This is a genomic window from Streptomyces sp. NPDC006296 (assembly GCF_040613235.1).
GTDB lineage: Bacteria > Actinomycetota > Actinomycetes > Streptomycetales > Streptomycetaceae > Streptomyces.
Window position 1 is genome coordinate 90,509 of sequence record NZ_JBEXRT010000016.1, and the last position, 22,182, is coordinate 112,690.

Consider the following 22,182-nt stretch of genomic DNA (forward strand, 5'->3'; position numbering starts at 1 on the left):
TTCCACAGGGGGCGCCGTGCACGGGTGCGGGCCCACTACCCTTGAGGGGTGACTATTCGCCTGCATGACACCGACGCCCGGCAGATCCGTGACTTCGTCCCGCTCACCGCGGGCTGTGTCTCGATCTACCTCTGTGGCGCGACTGTCCAGGCCGCTCCGCACATCGGGCACATCAGGTCCGGACTGAACTTCGACATCATGCGCCGCTGGTTCGAATACCGCGGCTACGACGTGACGTTCATCCGGAATGTCACCGACATCGACGACAAGATCATCAAGAAGTCCGCCGAGCAGAACCGCCCCTGGTGGTCCATCGGCTACGAGAACGAGCGCGCCTTCAACGACGGCTACGACGCCCTGGGCTGCCTCCCGCCGACGTACGAACCGCGCGCCACCGGCCACATCACCGAGATGGTCGAGATGATGCGCGGCCTCATCGAGCGCGGCCACGCCTACGAGGCGGACGGCAACGTCTACTTCGACGTCCGCTCGTACGAGGGGTATCTGTCGCTCTCCAACCAGGACCTCGACGACCTGCGCCAGCCGTCCGGCGACAACGAGACCGGCAAGCGGGACAAGCGCGACTTCGCCATGTGGAAGTCGGCCCGGCCCGGTGAGCCGAGCTGGGAGACTCCCTGGGGCCGCGGCCGGCCCGGCTGGCACCTGGAGTGCTCCGCGATGGCGCACAAGTACCTCGGCACCGCCTTCGACATCCACGGCGGCGGCATCGACCTGATCTTCCCGCACCACGAGAACGAGATCGCCCAGGCCAAGGCCTTCGGCGACGACTTCGCGCGGTACTGGGTGCACAACGGCTGGGTCACCATGTCCGGCGAGAAGATGTCGAAGTCCCTCGGGAACTCCGTGCTGGTCAGCGAGATGGTGAAGGCCTGGCGCCCCATCGTGCTGCGCTACTACCTCGGCACCCCGCACTACCGGTCGATGATCGAGTACAGCGAGGAGGCCCTGCGCGAGGCCGAGTCCGCGTTCGCGCGGATCGAGGGCTTCGTCCAGCGCGTGGTGGAGAAGGCCGGGGGACCGGTCGAGGCCGCGGCCGAGGTGCCGCCCGCGTTCGCCGAGGCCATGGACGACGACCTCGGTGTCCCGCAGGCGCTCGCGATCGTCCACACCACCGTCCGGCAGGGCAATTCCGCCCTCGCCGCCGACGACAAGGAAGCCGCCGTCGCCCGCCTCGCCGAGGTGCGCGCGATGCTCGGCGTCCTCGGCCTGGACCCGCTCGACCCGCACTGGGCGGGCGAGAGCGACCGCGGCGACGATCTGCACGGCGTCGTCGACACCCTCGTACGCCTCGTCCTCGACCAGCGCCAGTCCGCCCGCGCACGCAAGGACTGGCCGGCCGCCGACGCGATCCGCGACCAGCTCAACCAGTCGGGCCTCGTCATCGAGGACGGCCCCACCGGACCCCGATGGACGCTCGGACCCCGCTGAGCGGGCCCCCGCGCCCTGCGTGAGCAGCGCAAATGTGCCGCCCGGCCGTCCGGGCGGCACACTTTCACTTGACGACGTTTTTCTGAAGCAACGAAACAGGTAGGTCATGGCCGGGAACAGCCAGCGCAGGAACCGCCGCACGTCCAACAAGAAGGGCATGCAGGTCGGCAGCGGTGGCCAGCGACGCCGTGGTCTCGAAGGCAAGGGACCGACGCCGCCCGCCTCCGTCCGCAAGGGACACAAGAAGAACAGGGTGGCGAACGCCCAGGCCAAGCAGGCCGCGGCACGCCGTCCCGCACCGCGCCGCGGAGGCGTCAAGGGCACGTCGGAGATGGTCGTCGGCCGCAACCCGGTCTTCGAGGCGCTGCGCGACGGCGTCCCGGCGACCACCCTCTACGTCCAGCAGTACATCGACAACGACGAGCGGGTCCGCGAGGCCCTCCAGCTCGCCGGCGAGCGCGGCAACATCAACCTCATGGAGGCCCCGCGCCCCGAGCTCGACCGGATGACGAACGGCCTGAACCACCAGGGCCTCGTCCTCCAGGTCCCGCCGTACGAGTACGCGCACCCGGAGGACCTCACCGCCGCCGCGTACGACAACGGCGAGGACCCGCTGATCGTCGCCCTCGACGGTGTCACCGACCCCCGCAACCTCGGCGCGATCGTCCGTTCCGTCTCCGCCTTCGGGGGCCACGGCGTCGTCGTCCCTGAGCGCCGGGCGGCCGGAATGACCGCCGGAGCCTGGAAGTCCTCGGCGGGCACCGCCGCGCGTACGCCCGTCTCGCGCGTCACCAACCTGACCCGCGCCCTGGAGGGCTACCAGAAGGCCGGGCTCACCGTCGTCGGCCTCGCCGCGGACGGCGAGCACACGGTCGAGGACCTCCAGGAGCTGGAGGGCCCCGTCGTCATCGTCATCGGCAGCGAGGGCAAGGGCCTGGGCCGCCTCGTCGGTGAGACCTGCGACTACCGGGTCCGCATCTCCATGCCGGGCGGTGCCGAGTCCCTGAACGCCGGTGTCGCCGCGGGCATCGTCCTCTACGAGGTGGCCCGCCGCCGGGCGTGACACCCGGGCCTCCGGGACCCTTCGGAGGTCCCGGCGGTCCACCGCCCCGGGGCGCGGTCCGCTCCGGCGGAGGCGCGGAGCACCGCGCATCCGCCCGCCGCGCGCCCCCGGGCGCCCCGGCGGGCCGTGGGCGCCGTGCGGCGGGGGCGGACCCCCGCCGGTGCCCCCACCCCGCCCACCAGCGACGGAGCGGTTCCGGCAGCAGAGCCGGCCGCTCGTCCGCGTCCCCGGCGTACGCCGAGGGGCACGCCGGGGAGCACGGTTGACGGGTCTCGGACACTCTGGGCGCGTCAAGGCAGTGTCCTAATCACACATCACTCGGTTAGATGAGTGTGGACACCAGAACGCCTCGGTTCGACGACCAACCCCCCCTGAGCATGACGAAGGTGGACAGCGACCCCGCGCAGGTCATCGTCAGCCACGCCAGCTTCCGGGTGCAGCTCGCCCCGGGCCAGCGCACCCGTCTGCGCCCGGTGGGCTCCGCCGGGCAGGCCAGGATCCCCGCCATGAGCGGCGCGGGCGGCCGCAGGCGTGCTCCCGTCGTCTGGAGCGGCAGGTCCGAGCCGGGCGACCCCGGAGCGACCGGACTGCTGCAGGCCGTACGGAACTCCACCGCCGGCCACCTCGACACCCGCCCCGGCGGCGACTTCGGCGCGGGCCACGACGACGCGGGCGTCGGCACCCAGGTCATCCCGCGCCTCGACGAGACCCAGCCCAACCCGGTGGTCCCCGCGCCCCACCGGCCCGGAGACGGCCGCACGGGCCCGCTGCTGCCCCCCATGCGGCAGGCGGTCGGCGCGTACGACGCCGCGGACGCCCAGGACCGGGACGCGTACGACCTCTACGACGACGACGAGGACGGGACGGAGGACCGGGACGGCAGGTCCGGCGGTGAGCGCCGGCAGACCGGTGACACCGTCCGGCACGCCTACTACCCCGGCCGCCGGATGAACCTCGGCGTCGTGCTGCTGCCGCTGCGCGTCATCCTCGGCTTCCTCTCCATCTACGCCGGCATGGGCAAGCTCTGCGACCCCCTCTACTTCGACGGCGGCGACCGCGGCTCCATGGTCAAGTGGCTGACCTCGCTGCACCCGTGGTCGGGTGCGGAGCCCCTGCGCGAGGTGGCGCTCTCCCACCCCGTCGCGGCCGGTCTCACCGTCGCCTTCCTCCAGGTCGTCGTCGGTGTCCTCACCGTCCTCGGGCTCTGGCAGCGGATCGCGGCGGCCTTCGGCGTCCTGCTCTCGGCCGCTCTGCTGGTGACGGTCAGCTGGCGCGGCACCGGGGCCTACGACACGTCCGACATGATCCTGCTCGCCGCCTGGAGTCCCCTCGTCATCGCGGGTGCGCCCGTGTACTCCCTCGACGGGCGGCTCTCCGGTGAGGCCTGGCGCACGCTCGGTCCCCGTTCCGCGATCTGGGACCTGCGACGCCGGGTCCTGCGCCGCGGCAGTGTGCTCGCCACCGTCGTGGTGGGGCTGACGCTGCTGGTCGGTTCGATGCTCGGCGGTGCCGTCCGCTCCACCCAGGTCGTCACCGTGCCGGGCCCCGACAGCTATCCGACCAACCAGCTGCCCGGCTCCCCGCTCCCGGACGAGACCGCGGGCGAGAAGGGCGAGCCGTCCGGCGCCCCGGCCGACCGTGCCCCGGAGACCTCGCCCTCCAGCGCGCCGGGCACCCCGTCGGCCGAGGAGTCCACCCCGGGCTCCGAGTCCGGCCGTGAGTCCGGGCCGACGGCCGGGGCGAGCACCGGGCAGCCCAGCCAGACCCAGGGCACCGGGCAGGCGCCTCCGCAGGAGCCGGCCCCGCAGGAGCCCCCGGCGGGCGACGAGGGCCCCAGCTCGTCGGGCTCCGCCTCCTCCGGTGGTACGGACGGCGGGTCGGACGGCGGTTCCGACGGCGGCTCGGACGGCGGCTCGTCCGGCAGCGCCGGCCAGAACCCCATCGGCGGTCTCCTCGGCTGACGGCACCGGCCGGCAGCGGTCGTCAGCCGTCGACAGGCGGCTGACGGCCCGCACCGTCGGCTCAACGCGGGAGGGCGGCCACCGGACATCCGGTGGCCGCCCTCCCGCAGTTATGGGTGTCCGGTGGCCGCCCTTTCACAGGCCGGGGGCTGTCAGCCGCGCGTGTGGGCGCCCAGTTCCTTCGCCGCCTCGGTGAGGTCCTTCGCGGTGTCGATCGCCCGCCAGTACGCGCCGTGGGGCAGCGGGAACCCGGCCAGGCGGCGCTCACGGGCCAGCCGGGGGAAGGTCGTCCGCTCGTGGTCGCCGCGGTCCGGCAGCATCCCGGCGAACGGGGGCGCGAAGACGTACACCCCGGCGTTGATCAGGTAGGGGGAGGGCGGCGACTCGATGAAGTCGGTGATGTGCCCGAAGGCGTCCGTCTCCACGGCGCCCCACGGGATGCGCGGACGGGCCAGGGCGAGCGTCGCGGTGGCGTCCCGCTCGGTGTGGAACGCGGCCATATCCCGCAGCGAGAAGCGGGTCCAGATGTCGCCGTTGGTCGCGTACCAGGGCTGCGACGGATCGGGCAGCCGCTTCGCGGCATGCTTGAGGCCGCCGCCCCGGCCCAGGGGCTCGGTCTCGACGACGGTCGTCACACGCAACGGAAGATCGGCCGAGGCCAGCCACTCCTGCAGCACATCCGCGAGATGGCCGCACGAGACCACGGCGTCGGTGACGCCCTCGGCGGCCAGCCAGGACAGCTGATGGCCGATGATCGGGGTCCCGGTCCCCGGGATCTCGACCATCGGCTTCGGGCGGTCATCGGTGTACGGGCGAAGCCGCGAGCCCTGACCACCCGCCAGGATCACGGCCTGCGTCGGAAACGTATGCATGCCAGGCACGATATGCCGTGCCCGGACATACCGGGCTCAGCTGAACTGTGCGACTCCCGAGGCGAAGGAGGTGTCGCAGACCGGGCGGGAGAAGCGGTGGGCGCGCGTGGGGCCGTACTGGTCCACGGCGGCCTTGCCGAGCGCCTTGGCGATCGACATGCAGTGCTTCGCCAGCGAGGGGCGTCCCTCGACGGTGCGCTGAAGGCTCGTCAGGGCGGCACCCGGGTCCTTCTCGCGGAGTTCCAGCAGGAGCTTGTCCCGCAGAACGTCCTGAGGAGCCGGGGCCTTCGCCTGCTTGGACACGGTCTCCGAGGAGGCGGTCAGCAGCTGGGTCTCGGTGTCCTGCCCGGACCACTGCACACGGGTGACCGCGAGGGTCCCGGACAGAACCATGACGACGGGCAGGACGAGGGCTAGGGTTCGGCCGATGCGGCGCGCGGTGTGGTTCACGCTGCGAGCGTAGCGGGCAGTGACCACTCAACGACATTTCGTCACCCTTGCGGGGGACGGTTCGAGTGGTCATTTCGAATTACCCGTTGACGGGCTGGGCTGAATTGACCGGTGTGCCAGGGTATTTGAGGCCCCGTCGATCCGAAACCCGAACCGGGCCGCGACACGCGAACGGCCCCGCGTCCTCGGGGGACGCGGGGCCGGGGCGCCGGACCGTGCGGGCCGGACGGGTCGTGCGGTGGTGCCCGGTCCGCCGGACCGGGCCGGGATCAGGCGGTCAGCCGCTCACCGGTCGAGGTGGCGAAGACGTGCAGCTCGTCCGGGCGCGGCACGACGTGGAGCTCGGTGCCCTTCTCCGGGACGGCGCGGCCGCCGACGCGGACGACCAGGTCCTTGTGCTCGCCACCGACCTGCGCGGCGCCGTAGACGAAGCCGTCGGCGCCGAGCTCCTCGACGACGTTGACCGAGACGGCCAGGCCGGCCGGCGCGTCGGAGGAGGCCTTGGAGAGGCCGGTCGCGGCGGCGCCCCCGTGCTCGACGATGTCGAAGTGCTCCGGGCGGATGCCGACGGTGACGGTGGTGTCACCGCGGTTCGCGGCGGCGGTGAGCGCCTCGCGGGAGACCGGGACGACGCTGTTGCCGAACTTCACGCCGCCGTCGGTGATCGGGACCTCGACGAGGTTCATCGCGGGGGAGCCGATGAAGCCGGCGACGAAGAGGTTCGCCGGGCGGTCGTACATGTTGCGCGGCGAGTCGACCTGCTGGAGCAGACCGTCCTTGAGGACCGCGACACGGTCGCCCATGGTGAGGGCCTCGACCTGGTCGTGGGTGACGTAGACGGTGGTGATGCCGAGGCGGCGCTGCAGCGAGGCGATCTGCGTACGCGTCGACACACGGAGCTTGGCGTCGAGGTTCGACAGCGGCTCGTCCATGAGGAAGACCTGCGGCTCACGCACGATCGCGCGGCCCATCGCCACACGCTGGCGCTGACCACCGGAGAGCGCCTTCGGCTTGCGGTCGAGGTAGTCGGTGAGGTCCAGCATCTTGGCGGCCTCTTCGACCTTCGCCCGGATCTCGGTCTTGTTCACACCGGCGATCTTGAGGGCGAAGCCCATGTTGTCCGCGACGGACATGTGCGGGTAGAGCGCGTAGTTCTGGAACACCATGGCGATGTCCCGGTCCTTCGGGGGCAGGTGCGTGACGTCGCGGTCACCGATGCGGATGGCACCGCCGTTGACGTCCTCCAGACCCGCGAGCATGCGCAGGGAGGTCGACTTGCCGCAGCCGGAGGGACCGACGAGGACGAGGAACTCACCGTCCGCGATGTCGATCTCGAGCTGGTCCACGGCCGGCTTCGTGGAGCCGGGGTAGACGCGGGACGCCTTGTCGAACGTGACACTGGCCATGGCGATTCTTCTCCTCCACCGGCAGGAACGTGCCGGACGATCCGAGTAAGGGAGTGGTGTGGTCCACTGGAGTGAACCTGAGGTGACGCTACCTGGCCTTTTCGAAGATGTCAGTAGTCCGGGGGCCCGAATATCCGGCAGGTTCCGGTCCGCACGTTGGTTAGACTGCTCCCGCACGCCTCCTTAGCTCAGTCCGGCCAGAGCAACGCACTTGTAATGCGTAGGTCGTCGGTTCGAATCCGACAGGGGGCTCGGTGAAACCCCAGGTCACATAGCTCGTGACCTGGGGTTTCTGTCGTTCCGGGGACGGCGTGCCGGATGGCCGGGCGCGGTGGGCGGACCTGCCTGAGCGGAGGAGCTCAGGGGCTTCCATACCTTGGTGAGGTGGGGTGTATCGGTCCCCATCACCCGGGTGGTCACCAACACCACCAGTGCCGGCAACACCACCGCTTCCGCTGGATCCTGTCCGCCAACACACCCACGCGGAGGGAGTCGTACGCGTCACCGACCCCCGCGGCAAGCACACGATCAAGACGGGCGACGGCTACTGGCGCACAAAGAACACCGAGGACCCGCTCGGACACAAGCGCTCGAAGTCCTGGGGCACGGACAACAACGTCATGACGGCCACCGACGCCATGGGCGCCTCCCCGGACGACGGCAACGTCACCAGGTACACCTACGACTCGGCTTTCAACCCCACCACCGCCACCATCTCCACCGGCGCCTCGGCGACATCGACGTGGGTGAAGAAGGGCAGTGGCTACTTCCCCGAGACCGTCACCACCGCCTCGGCGCAGAAGACGGCCGACGGATACGACGCCTCCGGCAACCTGCTCACCTCCACCGACTCCACCTCCGGCGGCACCAGGGCCAAGTGGACCTACACCTACAACCCCGAGGCCGATTCCGTGCGCGAACCTGCACACACGTCGGTGGCTATGAGGAGCGGTGGAAGCAGCCAGTACCACCTCGCCGACGCCCAAAGCTCTGTCATCGGCCTCGTCGACCCAACCGGCAAGCGCACCAACACCGGCATCAACCAGCCCTACCGCTACACAAGCACCTACCAGGACCCCTCCGGCCTCTATGAAATGGGCCGCCGCTACTACGCCCCCAACCTTGGCCGCTCACCTCTCCTGACCCCTCCGGTCAGGAGAGCGACGCCTGCCTCTATGCGGGCGGAAACCCCGTCAACAAGATCGACCCCACCGGTCTCCTCGGATGGTCTGCCTTCGGCGAGAACGTCGGTGCTTTCGCCGGAGGGGTAGTAGCAGGTGCTGCCACGGCGGCCGTCTGCACCACCGTGGTCGGGTGTGTCGCGCTGGGCATCGGCCTCGGGGCGCTGGGCGGAGCATCCGGGGGGCTATTGGGTTGGCCCTGGGTACTGGCTCTCTTGCGGACAGGGAAGTTGTCTTCTGCGGTAATGCGCTCGGCGACGCCCTACCCGCGGCTGGAGCGATTCGGTGGCTTGGTTGGTGGGCAGAATATCTGTGCCTCCTCCGTTGCAGCGGAAGGGGCACTCTCTTAGGGAACTACCTTTGGGGAGGAATGAGAAAAGAATTTCGCATACAAGCCATGCTGTTATTTTCTCTCGGCGGCATAATGTCACTCAGTGTTGCGCGAGTGGTTGGGTACGGGCTTGACTGGTCTGTAGCAATCTCCGCGGGCATAGGGCTGCTTGGTGGCGTTATTGTTGGATGTGTGATTCCTGCTCGATGGTTCAAGCGTGAACTGTAGACCGCGCATCAGGCGTGACCAACCCCTAGCTCAGCGGTCAAGAAGAGAACCCCTGGCTTCACATCGAAAGGGAGCGAGAAGTGATACAACCGGGTAGAGGGGGCCAGATCCTTCTTTTCGGCCTCCTTTCTGTAGTCTGCGGTGCGTTCCTCTTGGCTATTTCCTCAGGAAATTCTCCTGCGCTGGAACTCGGAGTGCTGCTCGTTGTTGGCGGGGTAGTCGTCGTGCCAATTAGCCTGATCAGCAGGAAGAGGGGGAAGGGATGACATGCTGTCTAGCCGCCCCGCCACCCCTTCAGAATGGACAGGCTGCGCTCCTCTTCACCATTGGTTTTGTCGTTCTTGTGGGGGCTGTGCTGATCTTCTTCCTTAATGGGAGGAGGTGACATCTCAGTGCGCTATCAGGAACGGGAAGTATATTGGTTGGCGGCCAGGCGCCGCGCAAAAGCGTTACGCACCACTAGGGAAAGTCGATTTTCGAATGACAGACGGTAACGCGCCTACGAAGCAAGCCCTGTGCACTCTGCGGATCTTCTCCGCAATCCTTGTTGTGGGAGGATTCGGATTCTGCATCTCGGGCGTCGCGGCCTCCGATATGGCGCCGATGGTATTCGGAGCGATTGCAGTACTATGTGGCGTTGTGCTTGCCGTCCTCGCCCTGCTGGCTGGCCGCAAGCTCAGGCTGTGAGCTGTTTCCGGCCTGACGGGTGGTTGGACGGGCGACTCCGGCGGTGTGCGTGAGGAAAGCTCCTGGTAGGCGGGTTCACGAACAAGATCACCCGTGCCGACCGAAAGCCTCGTGTGCTTGTCCACCCGTCGGCGAACGATCTGTCCAGCAGGCACCTTCGTGAACTCTCTCAGCACCTGGCCGCTGGCCGTCGCGAGACAGGCACCCGGGGGTGGCGGTCCGTGGGGCAGCTTTACTTCCGACCGGTGGCGGGAAGAGATTGAGTGTGTCGGATCCGCATGTCGGATGGGTGATGGGGTAGCGGGCCGCCGTCAGGCGGTATGCGCGGACCGCGGCCGTTTTTTATTTCTGGGTGCAGACTTGTCGGTCTTCCTGATTGCCTCGGGGGAAAGTGGAGAATGGGGGCTTTTGGTAATAATCGCATGCATCTCGGAGGTGGGATATTTTTTCATCCAGAGAGGGATGAATTGGCGGGCCTGACAGCAGTAGGCGTGGGCGGCGCCGACCCGTAAATTTCAGGAAGCGCCGGTCCGATATGTCGAGAGAGTTTTAAAACAGTTCTTTCCCGCCCGGGGCGCTTCAGGGCGGTTCCCGGTGGCGGACCGCCGCTACGCCGTCCTCCTGTGGTGCGTCGTCGCCCACCTGCACGGGCAGGGCGTCGGGCCTGCGGCGGGGCCGGCCTTCGACGGGCGGGATGCCGTCGATCAGGGCAAGGGTCTGGGTGACGGCGTTGACGTTGGCCGCAGTCGTGATGACCTTGAGCGGGGCGCCGCGTCCGTCGCAGATCAGGTGGTGCTCGCTGCCCGTCTTCCGCCGGTCGACCGGCGACCGACCGTTGTCGGAGCCCTCGGTGAAACCCCAGGTCACGAGGGCTGCGACCTGGAGATTCTGTCGTTCCGGCCCGTGTTCAGTGACTCCCCGCGGCCCCGTCGTCGGGGGCCCGGTCGAGGTCCTCCTCCGCGCGGCGCTGGATCGCGTCGGCGTCGGCGAGGAGCCGGTCGACCCGCTCCGCGCCGCCGGGGACCGGTGGGGGGACGTCGGTGAGGGTGTCGTACAGGTAGCCGCAGGCCTCCGCCTCGGTCCCGAAGCGGGCGATGACCTCCTCCCGGCCCCGTTGGCGCAGCAGGACCGGCCAGTTGCCGGCTTCCGGGCGCAGGACGTAGTACGCGTCCAGCTGGACGGGGACGCGGTGGACGCCCGGGATCTCGTAGAGCGCGTCCGGTACTCCCTCGTGGCGGAGCCGTTCGGTGAGCTCGGTCCTGTTCATCGGGTCCCCTCGCATGCGTCTGGGCGGGCCCCGGTGGTGCCGGGGCCCGCCCAGGAAGGTGCGGTCGTGATCAGTTCAGGGCTTCGAGCTTCTCGGCGTTGACGAGCTCGGAGACCCGCTGGTCCGTCTTGTACTGGATGCCCAGACCGGGCTGTCCGAACCAGGGCCGGATGCGGCCGGCCTGCACCGTGAACGCCTCCGTGACCCGGTACAGGTGGTAGCTGTACGGGTAGTCCGCGGTGTACGTGACGAGGTTGCTCGGCGGGATGGCGCGCTTGGCGTACGGGGTGCCGGCGGGGGCGAGGAAGTTGCCGCGTCCGCTGCCGAAGAGGTCGACGAGCTGGCCCACGCGGAGCGTCAGCGCCTTCTGCACCGGCTCGCCGGCGCGGTCCAGGACGAAGCCGTCGTGGTCCGGGTACCACCAACCGGACACGCCGGTCTGCGGGTTGGTCTGCCAGTAGCAGCCGAGGAACCAGTACGGGGAGGCCCCGCCGGTGCGGTCGTAGCCGCGCAGCATCCTGCCGATGGCGCCGGTCCTCGGCAGGACCGCGGGGCCGAGCCGCCAGTCGTCGAGGTAGTACTGCTCCAGGGCCGGATCGGGTGCTCCTGCCGTTCCCCGTGTCCGGTCGTCCGTCGGGCAGTGGGCCGCGGGACGGACCCGGTCACCGGTGTCGGCGTGGGCGGCCGTCGGGGCCGGGCCGACGAGGAGGAGCAACGAGGCGATCGCGCTCCAGGCGATATTCCGCAGCACCCGCATGAAGGTGGTCCCTTCTCAGGGCCCGCGCAGGCCGGAGCCGGGGCGGGCGTGGGGGTCGCGCGAGGGCGCCCCGGAGGAGGACGTCGCGCAGTGGTGACCCACAGTCAATTGCGCCTGGAAGCAAGGGAGGGGGCGGGAACGGGCGCCGTCACCCGTACGGAGCCGTGCGTTCTCCTGATCGGCCTACGGCGCCTCCCGGGGGACTCCGGCACCGCGGGTGACGGCGGCGCCTCCGGGAGCGCGGCCCCCACCGGCCTGCGGTGCTCCCGGCGCGGCCCGGACCGGCCTACGGTGCTCCCCGCGCGGCCCGCATCAGCCTGCGGTGCTCCCCGCGCGGCCCGCATCAGCCTGCGGTGCCTCCGGGAGCGCGGGCCGGACCGGCCGGTGGTGCGGCCCGCACCGGCCCGCACCGGCCTGGCCCGGCCGGGCGCGGGTCCCTCCGGGGCTCGCGGCGTGCCGCGGAGGGACGCGCGGGTGGTTCCGTGCAGGTGGTCAGTGCCGGCCCGAGACGCGGTCCGCGGCCTTCGCGATGCGGTCCGTGACGGGGGACGAGGAGGCGGCCTCGCGGCGGTCGGCGGTGCGGTAGGCGGCGTAGAGGGCGTGGACGCCGAGCCAGCGGAGGGGTTCGGGTTCCCAGCTGCGGACCCGGTGGTTGACCCAGGGGAGGGCGGTGAGGTCGGTGGGGCCGGCCTGGCCGGAGTCCTGCTGGATGAGGTCGCGCAGGGTGCGGGCCGCGAGGTTGGCGGTGGCGACGCCCGAGCCGACGTAGCCGCCGGCCCAGCCCAGGCCGGTGCTGCGGTCCAGGGTGACGGTGGCGCACCAGTCGCGGGGGACGCCGAGCACGCCGGACCAGGCGTGGTCGATGCGGGTGCCGGCGGTGGTGGGGAAGAAGCGGACGAGCAGGTCGCGCAGGGCCTCGACGGTGGCGGGACGGGTCCGGGCCGTTCCGTGGACGGTGGCCGCCGCCGATCCGTAGCGGTAGGGGACGCCGCGCCCGCCGAGCGCGATGCGGCCGTCGGCGGTGCGCTGGGCGTACATGTAGGCGTGGGCCAGGTCGCCGAGGGTCTCCCGGCCGTCCCAGCCGATGGTGTCCCAGAGGGCCTCGGACAGCGGCTCGGTGACGATCATGGAGGAGTTCATGGGGAGCCAGGTGCGCTTGTGGCCCTTGATCCCCGCGGTGTACCCCTCCGTGCAGCGCAGCACGTAGGGGGCGCGGACCGTGCCGTACGGGGTGACGGCGTGCTTGGGCCTGATCTCGGTGACCGGGGTCGACTCGTGGATCGTGACGCCGAGGGCCTCGACGGCGTCGGCGAGGCCGGTGACCAGCTTGGCGGGGTGCAGGCGGGCGCCGTGCGGGGTCCAGGTGGAGCCGACGGCGCCGGAGACGCGGATGCGTTCGGCGGTCTCGCGGGCTCCGCGCAGGACGCGGTCGGTCTCGCCGAACGCGATCTCCACCGAGTGGAAGTCCTTGAGGCGGGCGAGCTGGGCGGGGGTGTGGGCGACTTCGAGGACACCGCCGTGGTGGATGTCGGCGTCGATGCCCTCCTCGCCCGCGACGCGTACGACCTCGCCGACGGTGTCGTTCATGGCCTTCTGCAGGCGGACCGCCGCTTCGTGGCCGTGCAGCCGGGCGTAGCGGTCGCGGCCGGCTATGCCGTTGTAGAGCCAGCCGCCGTTGCGGCCGGAGGCGCCGTAGCCGCAGAACTTCGCCTCCAGGACGGTGATGTTGAGGAAGGGGACCGCCTTCTTGAGGTAGTACGCCGTCCAGAGGCCGGTGTAGCCGCCCCCGACGATGCAGACGTCGGCGGCGGTGTCGCCGGGCAGGGGTTCGCGGGGGGCGGGGGTGCCCTTGTCCGCGTACCAGAACGAGATGCCGCCGTTGACGGTACTGACGGTGTTCATGTGTCCCCTGCTTGTCCGTGTGCAGCCCAGTCGCTGGAGGGACGGTACCTCTAGGCTCGCGGTGTGATCGACGTTCCGGACGACCTGGTCATGAATCTGGCGATGCACAGCGGTGCGGCGGGGCGGGAGTTCGCCGATGCGCTGCCCGCTCTGGCGGGGAGGTGCCTGGAGGCGTGGGGGCTGCGGCCGGACGGTCCCCCGATGAGCGGGATGTGCGCGCTGGTGCTGCCCGTGGTGCGGGAGGCGGACGGCCGGCCGGCGGCGCTGAAGCTCCAGCCGGTGGACGGGGAGACGGCGGGGGAGCCGGTCGCGCTGCGGGTCTGGGGTGAGGCCGGTGCGCGAGTGGTGGGTCTGCTGGATCACGATCCGGCGACCGGGGCGATGCTGCTGGAACGGCTGGACGAGCGGCGTCCGTTGGCCTCGGTGGCGGATGCGCGGGCGGCGGTGCGGGTGCTCGCGGAGTCGTTGGCCGGGCTGGTCCGGGTGCCGGCTCCGCCGGGGATGCGGAGCCTCGGGGACGAGGCCGTCCGGCTGCTGGCGGAGGCCCCCGGTGCGGCGGCGAGGCTGGTGGACGAGGGCGAGCGGCGGTTGTTGCTCGACTGCGCGGCCGCGGTGCGGGAGGTGGCCGGGGAGCCCGGGGACCGCTTGCTGCACTGGGACCTCCACTACGACAACATCCTGGCGGGGCGTGCGGAGGACGGCCGGGCGGGGGAGTGGGTGGCGCTGGATCCCAAGCCGCTGAGCGGGGATCCGGGGTTCGAGCTGTTCCCGGCGCTGGACAACAGGTTCGACGCGTCCGAGGTGCTGTGGCGGTTCGACCTGCTGTCCGGGGTGCTGGGGCTCGACCGGGAGCGGGCGCGGGCGTGGACCCTGGGGAGGGTGTTGCAGAACGGGCTGTGGATCCGGGGCGGGGGGCGGCGGCTCCCGGCGGACCATGCGGAGATCGCCCGGCGGTTGCTGGGGCGGAACTGAGGGGTGTGCGGCCGGACCGTCTGTCCAAGGGCTGTCCCGTAATCCCCGGTGGATCAGCGCGCGGCGTCAGATGCGGCGCATCGCAAGGCGGAGGGACGTCCGCATACTGGATTTATTCGGGCGTTCCGACAACGCAGCGAGGTGCCGTAGCTGTCGTCGCGCGCCCGCCAGGGATCACGGGGCAGCCCTTAGGCTGCCCCCATGATTCGTACAGCCACGTCCGAGGACGTCCCCGCCATTCACGCCATGATCCGTGAGCTCGCGGACTACGAGAAGGCGCTCGACGAGGCGAACGCCACCGAGGAGCAGCTGCGCGAGGCGCTGTTCGGCGAGCGGCCCGCCGCGTACGCCCATGTCGCGGTGTCGGACGACGACGGTGAAGTGGTCGGTTTCGCGCTGTGGTTCCTCAACTTCTCCACCTGGCGCGGGGTGCACGGGGTGTATCTGGAGGACCTGTACGTGCGTCCGGAGAGGCGGGGCGGCGGCTACGGGAAGGCGCTCCTGAGGGAGCTGGCGCGGATCTGTGCGGAGCGTGGTTACGGGCGCCTGGAATGGTCGGTGCTGAACTGGAACGCCCCGTCCATCGCCTTCTACGAGTCGCTGGGCGCCCGTCCGCAGGACGAGTGGACGGTGTACCGGCTGACGGACGGGGCGCTGGCGGAGCTCGGGGCGTCCTGAGCGGGTTCGGGGGCGGCCGGGTGCTCCGGGTCAGCGGGATTCCGTCGTGCGGGGGGTGTCCGGGGGTGTGCCGCCGAGCAGGCGTACGGCGAGGATCGCGGCTTCGACACCGCTGTTGAACGCGACCTCGCTGAGCAGCCCCGGGGCGGCGACCTGGTCGCCCGCGAGCAGGATCCCGTCGCCACGGTCGACCGCGGGCCGGTCGCGCCAGGTCGTGCCCGGTGCGTCGACGGCGCCGGTGCGGCCGGCCGCGAGCGCCTCGCGGCGCCAGGTGGTGCGGTCGCGCCAGCCGGGGAAGCCGAGGTCGAGCAGGTCCTCGGCGCGGCGCAGGGCGTCGGCGCGCGGGGTGCCGGGGGCGAGGGGGATCTGGGCCTGGAGGAGCTGCTCGCCCGGCGGGGCGAGGGTGGGGTCCTGGGCGGTGAAGCGTTCGATCCAGCCGGGGGCGTCGAGGTCGGAGACGACGAACGGGTCGCCGCGCCGGGTCCGCAGGGCCAGGTCGAGCAGGGCGGTCCTGCCGCTGCCCCAGGTGAGGGTGGGGTCGTCCAGGAGGGTGCGGGCGGAGTCCAGGTGGGTGGCGACGATCACGGGGCCGCCGCGCCGGAGTTCCGCCAGGTCCTGGGGGCCGACGCGTGCGTCGGTCCGGATCCGTACGCCGAGGTCCCAGGCGCGGGCGGCCATACGGTCGACGAGCCGTGCCCAGCCGCCGACCGGGTAGCGGGCCTCCGGGGGCACCGCGGCGGCGCGGCGCAGCCGTTCCTGGACGAAGGCGGCGGAGAGCGAGCCGGGGTCGTGGTGGAAGAGGGCCACGCCCATGTAGGCGGCCGCTGCGCGGGCGCCCTCCTCGCCCACCCGGCCGGTGGCCCAGCTGTGGAAGTCGGTGTCGGCGGGTGCCCGGCGGGTGCTGCGGCGGGCGAGGCGCAGCAGGGCGAGGGGCGGGGTCCTGCGCAGGGCGCCGTCGCGGTGGAAGAGGAAGCGGGCACCTTCCCGGGGCGGTACGGAGACGACGTCGCCGAGAAGCCCTCGCCGGGCGAGCCAGGTCCAGTGGGGTCCGCGGCGGTAGAGGGCGTGCGGGCCGTCGTTGGTCAGGTAGGGGCCGTCCGAGGTCCTGGCCCGTCCGCCGAGCGTGTGGTGGGCCTCGTGGAGGGTGACCTGGGTCCGGGACTCGGCGGCGGTGATGGCGGCGGTCAGTCCGGCGAGGCCGCCGCCGACGATGTGGATGCGCTGCATGGCTGGGTCTCCTCGCGGTGGGTGCTGGTGCAGGGAGGACGGTTCGGACGGCCTGTTCCGTGACACGGGGTCGGGCGATGTCAGTCGTGTGCGTCACGATGGGGGGCATGGCACGTACGGGCAACAGGAGCGGCGGGGGCGCGGGGGCGAAGGACGGGGTGGCGCGGGCGAGACGGCCCGAGGTGCGGTTGCCGCCTCTGGAGGAGTTCGACGGGGAGGGCCTGGAGCCCGACGGGGACTACGACGGGGTGCGGTTCGAGGGCACGGATCTGGCCGACGCGTCGGGTCCCGGTGCCCGGTTCATGGACTGTGAGCTGCGGGGCTGCGCCCTGGACCGTGCGGAGCTGGTGCGCGCCCGGTTCATCGACTCGGTGCTGACGGGCGTGCGCGGTGTGGGCACCGATCTCGCCGGGGCGTCGCTGCGCGATGTGGAGGTCCTGGACGCCCGGCTGGGCGGGGTGCAGCTGCACGGCGCGGTGCTGGAGCGGGTGCTGGTGCGGGGCGGGAAGATCGACTACCTGAATCTCCGGAAGGCCCGGCTGAAGGACGTCGTGTTCGAGGGGTGTGTGCTCTCGGAGCCGGATTTCGGCGAGGCGCAGCTGGTGCGGGTGGAGTTCCGGGACTGCGTGCTGAAGCGCGCCGACTTCAGCTCGGTGCGGATGGAGTCCGTCGATCTGAGGACGGTCGCCGAGCTGGACATCGCGCGGGGCGTGGAGCGGCTGGCGGGGGCGGTGATCAGTCCGTCCCAGCTGATGGAGCTGGCTCCGGCGTTCGCGGCGCAGATCGGGGTGCGGGTGGAGGCGTAGTGCCCGCCGCGTCCGTGACTGCCTCAGATGCGGGGGAAGCGGGCCTGGAGGTCCCAGACGGCGGGGTTGTCGGCGAGGCCCTCGTGCATGTCGGCCAGGTCGGCGATGAGGTCGTGCAGGAAGTCGCGGGCCTCGCGGCGCAGCAGGGAGTGGCTGAAGGTGAGCGGGGGCTCCTCGCCGGGCATCCAGTCGGCCTCGACGTCCACCCAGCCGAAGCGGCGCTCGAAGAGCATGCGGTCGGAGGACTCGGTGAAGTCGAGCTCGGCGAACTGCCGGCGGTGCGAGCGGTTGCCCCGGGGGTCGCGGTCGATCTGCTCGACGATGTCGCAGAGCGCCCAGGCGAAGTCGAGCACCGGGACCCATCCCCAGGCTGTGGACACCTCGCGGTCTTCCTTGGTGTCGGCCAGGTAGACGTCCCCGGAGAACAGGTCGTGCCGCAGGGCGTGGACGTCCGCGCGGCGGTAGTCGGTCTGCGGGGGGTCCGGGAAGCGCCGGGAGAGGGAGTAGCCGATGTCGAGCACGGCTCGATGGTGTCATGCCGTACGGGGTGCGCCCGCGCCGCCCGGGGGCCTCGGGGCGTGCGGGCGGGACGGCGGGTGCGTGACGCTTCCGGGAGGCCCGCGGACGCCTGCGGCCGGGAACCCCGCGGGCGCCTGGGTGCGGAGAGGCCCGGGGACGTGTGAGTGCCCGGGGTCCCGGCGGGCGCGTAAGGGGCCGGGGCCCCTGCGGACGGGGGGAGTGCCGGTGATCTCCCGGCGGTCGCGTGACTGCCGGGAAGGCGCAGCGGGGTGCAGCCTGCCCGGCGTTTTCGTGGGCGGGACCTGTCCCGGCGGGCGGGCTCGGCCCGGTGGCCGCGGGACCGGGCCTCAGGGGAGCAGGCGCTGCTCCTTGGCGACGGAGACCGCCCCGGCCCGGGTGTCCACACCGAGCTTGTCGTAGATCCGGCCCAGGTGGGTCTTGACGGTGGCCTCGCTGATGAAGAGGGCCCGTGCGATGTCACGGTTGCCGAGGCCCTGGGACAGCTTGCCCAGGATGTCGAGTTCGCGTTCGGTCAGGGTGGGCCGGGGGCTCCGCATCCGGGCCATGACACGGCTGGCGACCGGCGGTGAGAGAGTCGTACGGCCCTGCGCGGCGGCCCGGATCGCGGCGAAGAGCTCCTCCGGGCGCTCGGCCTTCAGCAGGTAACCGGTGGCTCCCGCCTCGATGGCGCGGGTGATGTCCGCGTCGGTGTCGTACGTGGTGAGGACGAGGACGTTGACCGCGCCGGGCCCGGCCGCCGTGATGCGGCGGGTCGCCTCGACGCCGTCGATCCCGGCGCCCAGCTGGAGGTCCATGAGGACGACGTCGGGTTCCAGCCGCGCGGCGAGGGCGACGGCCTCCTCGCCGCTGCCCGCCTCGCCCACGACCTCGATGTCGGGTTCGCCGCCGAGGAGGGCGAGCAGCCCGGCCCGTACGACGGCGTGGTCGTCGCAGAGCAGGATCCGTACGGGCGGGGTCATGCGCGTTCCTCCGGAGCGGGAGCGGGAGCGGGGCGTGTGGCGGGTGCTGGGGGCGGTGCGGGAGGTGTGGACGGATCGGGATGCGTGGAGGGTGCGTGCGGCGCGGGTGCTGCCGGCCGGGTGGCCAGGGGCACGGCGGCGGACAGGACGGTTCCTTCGCCGGGGGCCGACTCGACGGTCAGGGTGCCGCCGAGCTGCTGGACCCGGGCCCGCATCGCGGGCAGCCCGTGGCCGCGTACGCCCGCGGCCGGCCGGGGCGCCCCCGTGCCGGTGCTGAAGCCGCGGCCGTCGTCGGCGATGTCCAGGACGACGCGGTCACCGAGGTGGGTCAGGGTCAGCGCGGCGACGGTGGCCTCCGCGTGCTCGGTGACGTTGGCGAGGGCACCCTGCGCGATCCGCAGGAGAGCGGACTGCACCCGGTCGGGAAGCGGGGCGGCCGGGGCGCCCTCCACATGGCAGCGGACGGTGAGGCCTCCGCGGGCCTGGGCGGTCTCCCGGTCGGCGAGCGCGTGCAGCGCCGCTTCCAGCCCGCCGCCCTCCGCCAGGTCGGCGGGCGCGAGGTCGTGCACGAAACGGCGGGCCTCGGCGAGGTTGCGTTCCGCGATACCGGTCGCGGTGAGGACGTGGCGACGGGCGGCGGCCGGGTCGGTGTCCCAGGAGCGGTCGGCGGCCTGGAGCAGCATCTGCTGGCTGGAGAGCCCCTGGGCCAGAGTGTCGTGGATCTCCATGGAAAGCCGCTGGCGTTCGGCGAGGGTCCCTTCCCGGCGCTCGGTGGCCGCCAGTTCCCGCCGGGTGCGGAGCAGGTCGTCGATCAGTTCGCGCTGCCGGACGGCCAGCTCCCGTTGGCGTACGGCCTGGCGCTGCATGTGGACGAAGACGGCGGTGGCGACGGCCGCGACGGCGGGCGGCGCCAGGACGAGATTCGGGTCGAAACCGGTGGCGAGCCGCAGCTGCGCGGCCACGACGAACACGGTGAGCAGGGCGACGAGCGCCAGGGCGGCGCGCGGCGGCAGGATCCGCAGGCCGGTGTAGAAGAGCGGGACGGCGCACCACGCGAAGCTCGGCGCGAGGACGACCAGCACCATCCACACGATGACGAGCGCGCCGAGCCAGGTCAGCCGGCGGGGCGTGGGACGGGAGCCGAGCACCGGGCCGAGGAGGTACAGCACGGCGAGGACGGCCGACAGCCCGATGATCCAGGGCGTGCGGGTCTCGCCGGGGTGGCGCAGCAGGAAGCGGGCGAGGGAGGCGCCGAGCAGCAGGAAGAACGCCGCGTGCATGAGGAGGGTTAGCCACCGCGCGTCCGGGTCGCCGGCGGTGCCGGTGCCGTCCACCGTGTCCGCGGCGCCTGCGGCGTCCGGGGCCCCGGACGCGTCCGTACGGTTCCCCGTGCCCGGGTCGCCCGCCGGGCTCGCGCCGTCCGCGGCAGCCCGACTGCCCGCCGCGCTCGCGCCGTCCAGGGCGTCCGTACCGTCCGCCGCGTCGGCCGACGCCGTTCGCTCCGGGTCGGGCCCGGTTCCGTTCCGCCGCACGTCGTACCCCGCGCTCCCTCGTCCATGACCTGCTCTGTCGCGTCACCGCGCAGCCGCTGACCTGCGTGGACATCCCATGGTCACCCCTGCGGGCCACCTCCGCATCAACCGATCGGCTGACGGGGCCGTCGGCCGACCCGGGTGCGGCTTCCAGCCGGTACGCCGACCGTGCTGGCCCGGTTCCGGCCGGAGGATCGATATCGGAAGACGACACGCGAACCCGGAACGCGGAGCCGAAACCGGAGTCCGGAACGCGAAGCAGAACGGTTCGAGCCGAGCCGACCTTCACCCGAGGAGCCCACCATGAAGAAGATGTCCCTGCGCACCCGTGTCCTGACCGGTGCCGTCGCCGCCGCGGCGCTCGGTGCCGGAACCGTCGGCGCGATGTCCGCGAGCGCCTCCACCCCGGCCGCGGCGCCCGCCGCCGCGGTGAAGGCCGGCGCCGCCGACCGCAACCTCCAGCAGTCCACGCACCTGACCGTCGCCGCCGCGACCAAGGCCGCGCAGGCCGCCCTGGATGCCGCGAAGAAGGAGAACCAGCGCGTCTCGGTGGCCGTCGTGGACCGCAACGGCAACACCGTCGTCACCCTGCGCGGGGACGGCGCGGGCCCGCAGTCCCCGGAGTCGGCCGTGAAGAAGGCGTACACCGCCGTCTCCTGGAACGCGCCCACCTCCGAGCTGGTCGAGCGCCTGGAGCAGGCCCCCAACCTGAAGGACATCCCCGGCACCCTGTTCCTGGCGGGCGGCGCGCCCGTGGAGGCCAAGGGCGCCCCGGTGGCGGGCGTCGGCGTCGCGGGCGCCCCGAGCGGCGACCTGGACGAGAAGTTCGCCGCGGCGGGTGTCGCCGCGCTCGGCCGGTGACGGCCGGACCGGCGAGCGCGGCAGCCGTCCGGTCAGTCGCAGTCGAGCGATGCGCGCGCGGCGGCGATGAAGCGGTCCTGCACGTCGGACTCGCGGAAGAAGGAGGCTGCGGCGCGTTCCTTCTCGGTCTCCGGTGAGGCCCATTCGAAGGTGAGGCTGTCCGTCGCGAAGTAGGTTTCCTTGCCGCCGCAGACGGCATGCGCGAATCCCCGCTCCTTCGCGCCGGGCAGGAGCGCGGGGTTCTGGACGATTGCGAGGCGGGCGAAGGCCCCGTGCTCCTGGTCACTGTCCGGGCCTGTGGCGGGTTGTTCGAGGGAGAGGTCGCAGAACCAGGCACCGTCGCGAGAGCCCGAGGTCTGCTCCTGCAGCGGACTGCCCGCAGGGGCCGTGGCGGCGAGGGCGAAGCCGGTCAGCGCGCACACTGCGGCGGGATCGCTCCTGGTCACCGCGGACGCCTCGAGGAGGTCCGTCCCGGCGGTCCCAGCCTCCGGATCGGGAGGTGCGCAATCGTGATCGACGGCGAGCTCGCGGGCGGCTCCCTGCGCCAGCCGGGCGAGCTCCGCCGGGTCCACCTCACCCTGTTCGACGTTGACGTGCAGGACCGTACGGGATCCCCGTGAGGTTCCGGCGGCTATGGACGCGCAGTCGGAGGGAAGGGAAACCCAACCGTTGCCGTGCTGGTCGAAGGCGCCGGGCAGGGCGCCGGGCAAGATGTTCTGGGCACCGGATATGTCCCACCCACTTCTGCCGAAGGGATCGACGGCGTTGACGGACCTGGGCTCGAGAGCCAGCCGCGCGTCCTTGGCGCCCGGCAGCCAGCCGGACTGCGCCAGGAAGCAGCCGTCGGCATAGTTGGTCTTTCCGGTCACCCGGCCGAAGCCGTCGAGGCTGTTCCCGGCGTCCTCGCTACTCAGACGGCCGTCGCACAGGTCACGGGGCCCCAGGACATTGGTGTTGGTCGCCACCGTGACACCCGCCACCACGGCCAGTGCGCAGACGCCGGCCGTGACCAGCCAGGGCCAGCGGCGCTTCCGGGATGATTCAGCATCCATG

19 protein-coding genes, 1 tRNA gene and 1 pseudogene are annotated in these 22,182 nt (G+C 71.7%); 9 read left to right on the forward strand and 12 right to left on the reverse strand.

The window, feature by feature from the left end; all coding sequences use genetic code 11:
* The first annotated feature begins 48 nt into the window (after positions 1 to 48).
* From cysS to ABZ172_RS13950, 3 genes are all read left to right on the forward strand, one after another.
* A complete protein-coding gene (gene cysS, locus ABZ172_RS13940; RefSeq protein ID WP_356883607.1) occupies positions 49 to 1,449 on the forward strand; it encodes a cysteine--tRNA ligase in 1,401 nt (466 codons plus the stop codon).
* 106 nt (positions 1,450 to 1,555) lie between these two features.
* Positions 1,556 to 2,512, forward strand: coding sequence for a 23S rRNA (guanosine(2251)-2'-O)-methyltransferase RlmB (gene rlmB / locus ABZ172_RS13945; protein WP_356883609.1), 957 nt, complete (start codon positions 1,556 to 1,558; stop codon positions 2,510 to 2,512).
* A gap of 377 nt (positions 2,513 to 2,889) precedes the next feature.
* Positions 2,890 to 4,473: a DoxX family membrane protein gene (locus ABZ172_RS13950; RefSeq protein WP_356883611.1), complete on the forward strand. Its 1,584-nt coding sequence runs from the start codon at positions 2,890 to 2,892 to the stop codon at positions 4,471 to 4,473.
* A 152-nt stretch (positions 4,474 to 4,625) separates the two neighbouring features.
* Here the strand turns inward: ABZ172_RS13950 and ABZ172_RS13955 are convergent, their stop codons facing one another.
* The 3 genes from ABZ172_RS13955 to ugpC all read right to left on the reverse strand — a co-directional run bounded on the left by ABZ172_RS13955 (position 4,626) and on the right by ugpC (position 7,201).
* On the reverse strand, positions 4,626 to 5,345 hold the full coding sequence (locus tag ABZ172_RS13955; protein WP_356883615.1) for a nucleotidyltransferase family protein: 720 nt from the start codon (positions 5,343 to 5,345) through the stop codon (positions 4,626 to 4,628).
* Positions 5,346 to 5,381: 36 nt separating this feature from the next.
* Positions 5,382 to 5,795, reverse strand: a complete 414-nt coding sequence (locus ABZ172_RS13960) for a hypothetical protein (RefSeq protein ID WP_356883617.1) — start codon at positions 5,793 to 5,795, stop codon at positions 5,382 to 5,384.
* Positions 5,796 to 6,064: 269 nt separating this feature from the next.
* Positions 6,065 to 7,201, reverse strand: a complete 1,137-nt coding sequence (gene ugpC / locus ABZ172_RS13965) for a sn-glycerol-3-phosphate ABC transporter ATP-binding protein UgpC (RefSeq protein ID WP_014154882.1) — start codon at positions 7,199 to 7,201, stop codon at positions 6,065 to 6,067.
* A gap of 177 nt (positions 7,202 to 7,378) precedes the next feature.
* On the opposite strand from ugpC, the gene ABZ172_RS13970 reads away from it, so the two are divergent.
* Positions 7,379 to 7,453, forward strand: a tRNA-Thr gene (locus ABZ172_RS13970).
* A 179-nt stretch (positions 7,454 to 7,632) separates the two neighbouring features.
* Positions 7,633 to 8,472: a hypothetical protein gene (locus ABZ172_RS13975; protein ID WP_356883619.1), complete on the forward strand. Its 840-nt coding sequence runs from the start codon at positions 7,633 to 7,635 to the stop codon at positions 8,470 to 8,472.
* A 1,816-nt stretch (positions 8,473 to 10,288) separates the two neighbouring features.
* Here the strand turns inward: ABZ172_RS13975 and ABZ172_RS13980 are convergent.
* From ABZ172_RS13980 to ABZ172_RS13995, 4 genes and pseudogenes are all read right to left on the reverse strand, one after another.
* Positions 10,289 to 10,462, reverse strand: a pseudogene (locus ABZ172_RS13980) (transposase); the annotation flags it as partial.
* Between the two features lie 73 nt (positions 10,463 to 10,535).
* The gene (locus ABZ172_RS13985) at positions 10,536 to 10,895 is read right to left on the reverse strand and encodes a hypothetical protein (RefSeq protein ID WP_356883621.1); all 360 of its coding nucleotides are present in this window, start codon (positions 10,893 to 10,895) and stop codon (positions 10,536 to 10,538) included.
* A 70-nt stretch (positions 10,896 to 10,965) separates the two neighbouring features.
* Entirely contained in the window at positions 10,966 to 11,652 is a 687-nt protein-coding gene (locus ABZ172_RS13990) for a TNT domain-containing protein (RefSeq protein WP_356883623.1), read from the reverse strand.
* A gap of 492 nt (positions 11,653 to 12,144) precedes the next feature.
* Positions 12,145 to 13,554: an FAD-dependent oxidoreductase gene (locus ABZ172_RS13995; RefSeq protein WP_356883625.1), complete on the reverse strand. Its 1,410-nt coding sequence runs from the start codon at positions 13,552 to 13,554 to the stop codon at positions 12,145 to 12,147.
* A 63-nt stretch (positions 13,555 to 13,617) separates the two neighbouring features.
* Between ABZ172_RS13995 and ABZ172_RS14000 the strand changes: the two genes are divergently transcribed.
* Both ABZ172_RS14000 and ABZ172_RS14005 read left to right on the forward strand, forming a co-directional pair.
* A complete protein-coding gene (locus tag ABZ172_RS14000; protein WP_356883627.1) occupies positions 13,618 to 14,526 on the forward strand; it encodes an aminoglycoside phosphotransferase family protein in 909 nt (302 codons plus the stop codon).
* Positions 14,527 to 14,727: 201 nt separating this feature from the next.
* On the forward strand, positions 14,728 to 15,204 hold the full coding sequence (locus ABZ172_RS14005; RefSeq protein WP_356883629.1) for a GNAT family N-acetyltransferase: 477 nt from the start codon (positions 14,728 to 14,730) through the stop codon (positions 15,202 to 15,204).
* Positions 15,205 to 15,234: 30 nt separating this feature from the next.
* Here the strand turns inward: ABZ172_RS14005 and ABZ172_RS14010 are convergent, their stop codons facing one another.
* On the reverse strand, positions 15,235 to 16,431 hold the full coding sequence (locus ABZ172_RS14010; RefSeq protein WP_356883631.1) for an FAD-dependent oxidoreductase: 1,197 nt from the start codon (positions 16,429 to 16,431) through the stop codon (positions 15,235 to 15,237).
* Between the two features lie 98 nt (positions 16,432 to 16,529).
* On the opposite strand from ABZ172_RS14010, the gene ABZ172_RS14015 reads away from it, so the two are divergent.
* Positions 16,530 to 17,237 (forward strand): pentapeptide repeat-containing protein, encoded by a 708-nt coding sequence (locus ABZ172_RS14015; protein WP_356883719.1) that lies wholly within the window; start codon positions 16,530 to 16,532, stop codon positions 17,235 to 17,237.
* Between the two features lie 23 nt (positions 17,238 to 17,260).
* Here the strand turns inward: ABZ172_RS14015 and ABZ172_RS14020 are convergent, their stop codons facing one another.
* The 3 genes from ABZ172_RS14020 to ABZ172_RS14030 form a co-directional block, all read right to left on the reverse strand.
* Positions 17,261 to 17,758, reverse strand: coding sequence for a hypothetical protein (locus ABZ172_RS14020; protein WP_356883633.1), 498 nt, complete (start codon positions 17,756 to 17,758; stop codon positions 17,261 to 17,263).
* A gap of 345 nt (positions 17,759 to 18,103) precedes the next feature.
* Entirely contained in the window at positions 18,104 to 18,736 is a 633-nt protein-coding gene (locus ABZ172_RS14025; protein WP_356883635.1) for a response regulator transcription factor, read from the reverse strand.
* Complete coding sequence (locus ABZ172_RS14030) at positions 18,733 to 20,016, reverse strand: sensor histidine kinase (protein WP_356883721.1); 1,284 nt, start codon at positions 20,014 to 20,016, stop codon at positions 18,733 to 18,735. The genes ABZ172_RS14025 and ABZ172_RS14030 overlap by 4 nt, the downstream gene beginning before the upstream one ends.
* Positions 20,017 to 20,571: 555 nt before the next feature.
* Between ABZ172_RS14030 and ABZ172_RS14035 the strand changes: the two genes are divergently transcribed.
* Positions 20,572 to 21,129 (forward strand): heme-binding protein, encoded by a 558-nt coding sequence (locus ABZ172_RS14035; RefSeq protein ID WP_356883637.1) that lies wholly within the window; start codon positions 20,572 to 20,574, stop codon positions 21,127 to 21,129.
* A 32-nt stretch (positions 21,130 to 21,161) separates the two neighbouring features.
* Here the strand turns inward: ABZ172_RS14035 and ABZ172_RS14040 are convergent, their stop codons facing one another.
* A complete protein-coding gene (locus ABZ172_RS14040; RefSeq protein ID WP_356883639.1) occupies positions 21,162 to 22,181 on the reverse strand; it encodes a hypothetical protein in 1,020 nt (339 codons plus the stop codon).
* Between the last annotated feature and the right edge of the window lies 1 nt (position 22,182).

Excerpts from the sequence above, each read along its gene's own strand:
- rlmB (WP_356883609.1), top strand. The coding sequence starts at position 1,556 with ATGGCCGGGAACAGCCAGCGCAGGAACCGCCGCACGTCCAACAAGAAG.
- ABZ172_RS13950 (WP_356883611.1), top strand. The coding sequence starts at position 2,890 with ATGACGAAGGTGGACAGCGACCCCGCGCAGGTCATCGTCAGCCACGCC.
- ABZ172_RS13955 (WP_356883615.1), bottom strand. The coding sequence starts at position 5,345 with ATGCATACGTTTCCGACGCAGGCCGTGATCCTGGCGGGTGGTCAGGGC.
- ugpC (WP_014154882.1), bottom strand. The coding sequence starts at position 7,201 with ATGGCCAGTGTCACGTTCGACAAGGCGTCCCGCGTCTACCCCGGCTCC.
- ABZ172_RS13985 (WP_356883621.1), bottom strand. The coding sequence starts at position 10,895 with ATGAACAGGACCGAGCTCACCGAACGGCTCCGCCACGAGGGAGTACCG.
- ABZ172_RS13990 (WP_356883623.1), bottom strand. The coding sequence starts at position 11,652 with ATGCGGGTGCTGCGGAATATCGCCTGGAGCGCGATCGCCTCGTTGCTC.
- ABZ172_RS13995 (WP_356883625.1), bottom strand. The coding sequence starts at position 13,554 with ATGAACACCGTCAGTACCGTCAACGGCGGCATCTCGTTCTGGTACGCG.
- ABZ172_RS14005 (WP_356883629.1), top strand. The coding sequence starts at position 14,728 with ATGATTCGTACAGCCACGTCCGAGGACGTCCCCGCCATTCACGCCATG.
- ABZ172_RS14010 (WP_356883631.1), bottom strand. The coding sequence starts at position 16,431 with ATGCAGCGCATCCACATCGTCGGCGGCGGCCTCGCCGGACTGACCGCC.
- ABZ172_RS14015 (WP_356883719.1), top strand. The coding sequence starts at position 16,530 with ATGGGGGGCATGGCACGTACGGGCAACAGGAGCGGCGGGGGCGCGGGG.
- ABZ172_RS14025 (WP_356883635.1), bottom strand. The coding sequence starts at position 18,736 with ATGACCCCGCCCGTACGGATCCTGCTCTGCGACGACCACGCCGTCGTA.
- ABZ172_RS14030 (WP_356883721.1), bottom strand. The coding sequence starts at position 20,016 with ATGCACGCGGCGTTCTTCCTGCTGCTCGGCGCCTCCCTCGCCCGCTTC.
- ABZ172_RS14035 (WP_356883637.1), top strand. The coding sequence starts at position 20,572 with ATGAAGAAGATGTCCCTGCGCACCCGTGTCCTGACCGGTGCCGTCGCC.
- ABZ172_RS14040 (WP_356883639.1), bottom strand. The coding sequence starts at position 22,181 with ATGGATGCTGAATCATCCCGGAAGCGCCGCTGGCCCTGGCTGGTCACG.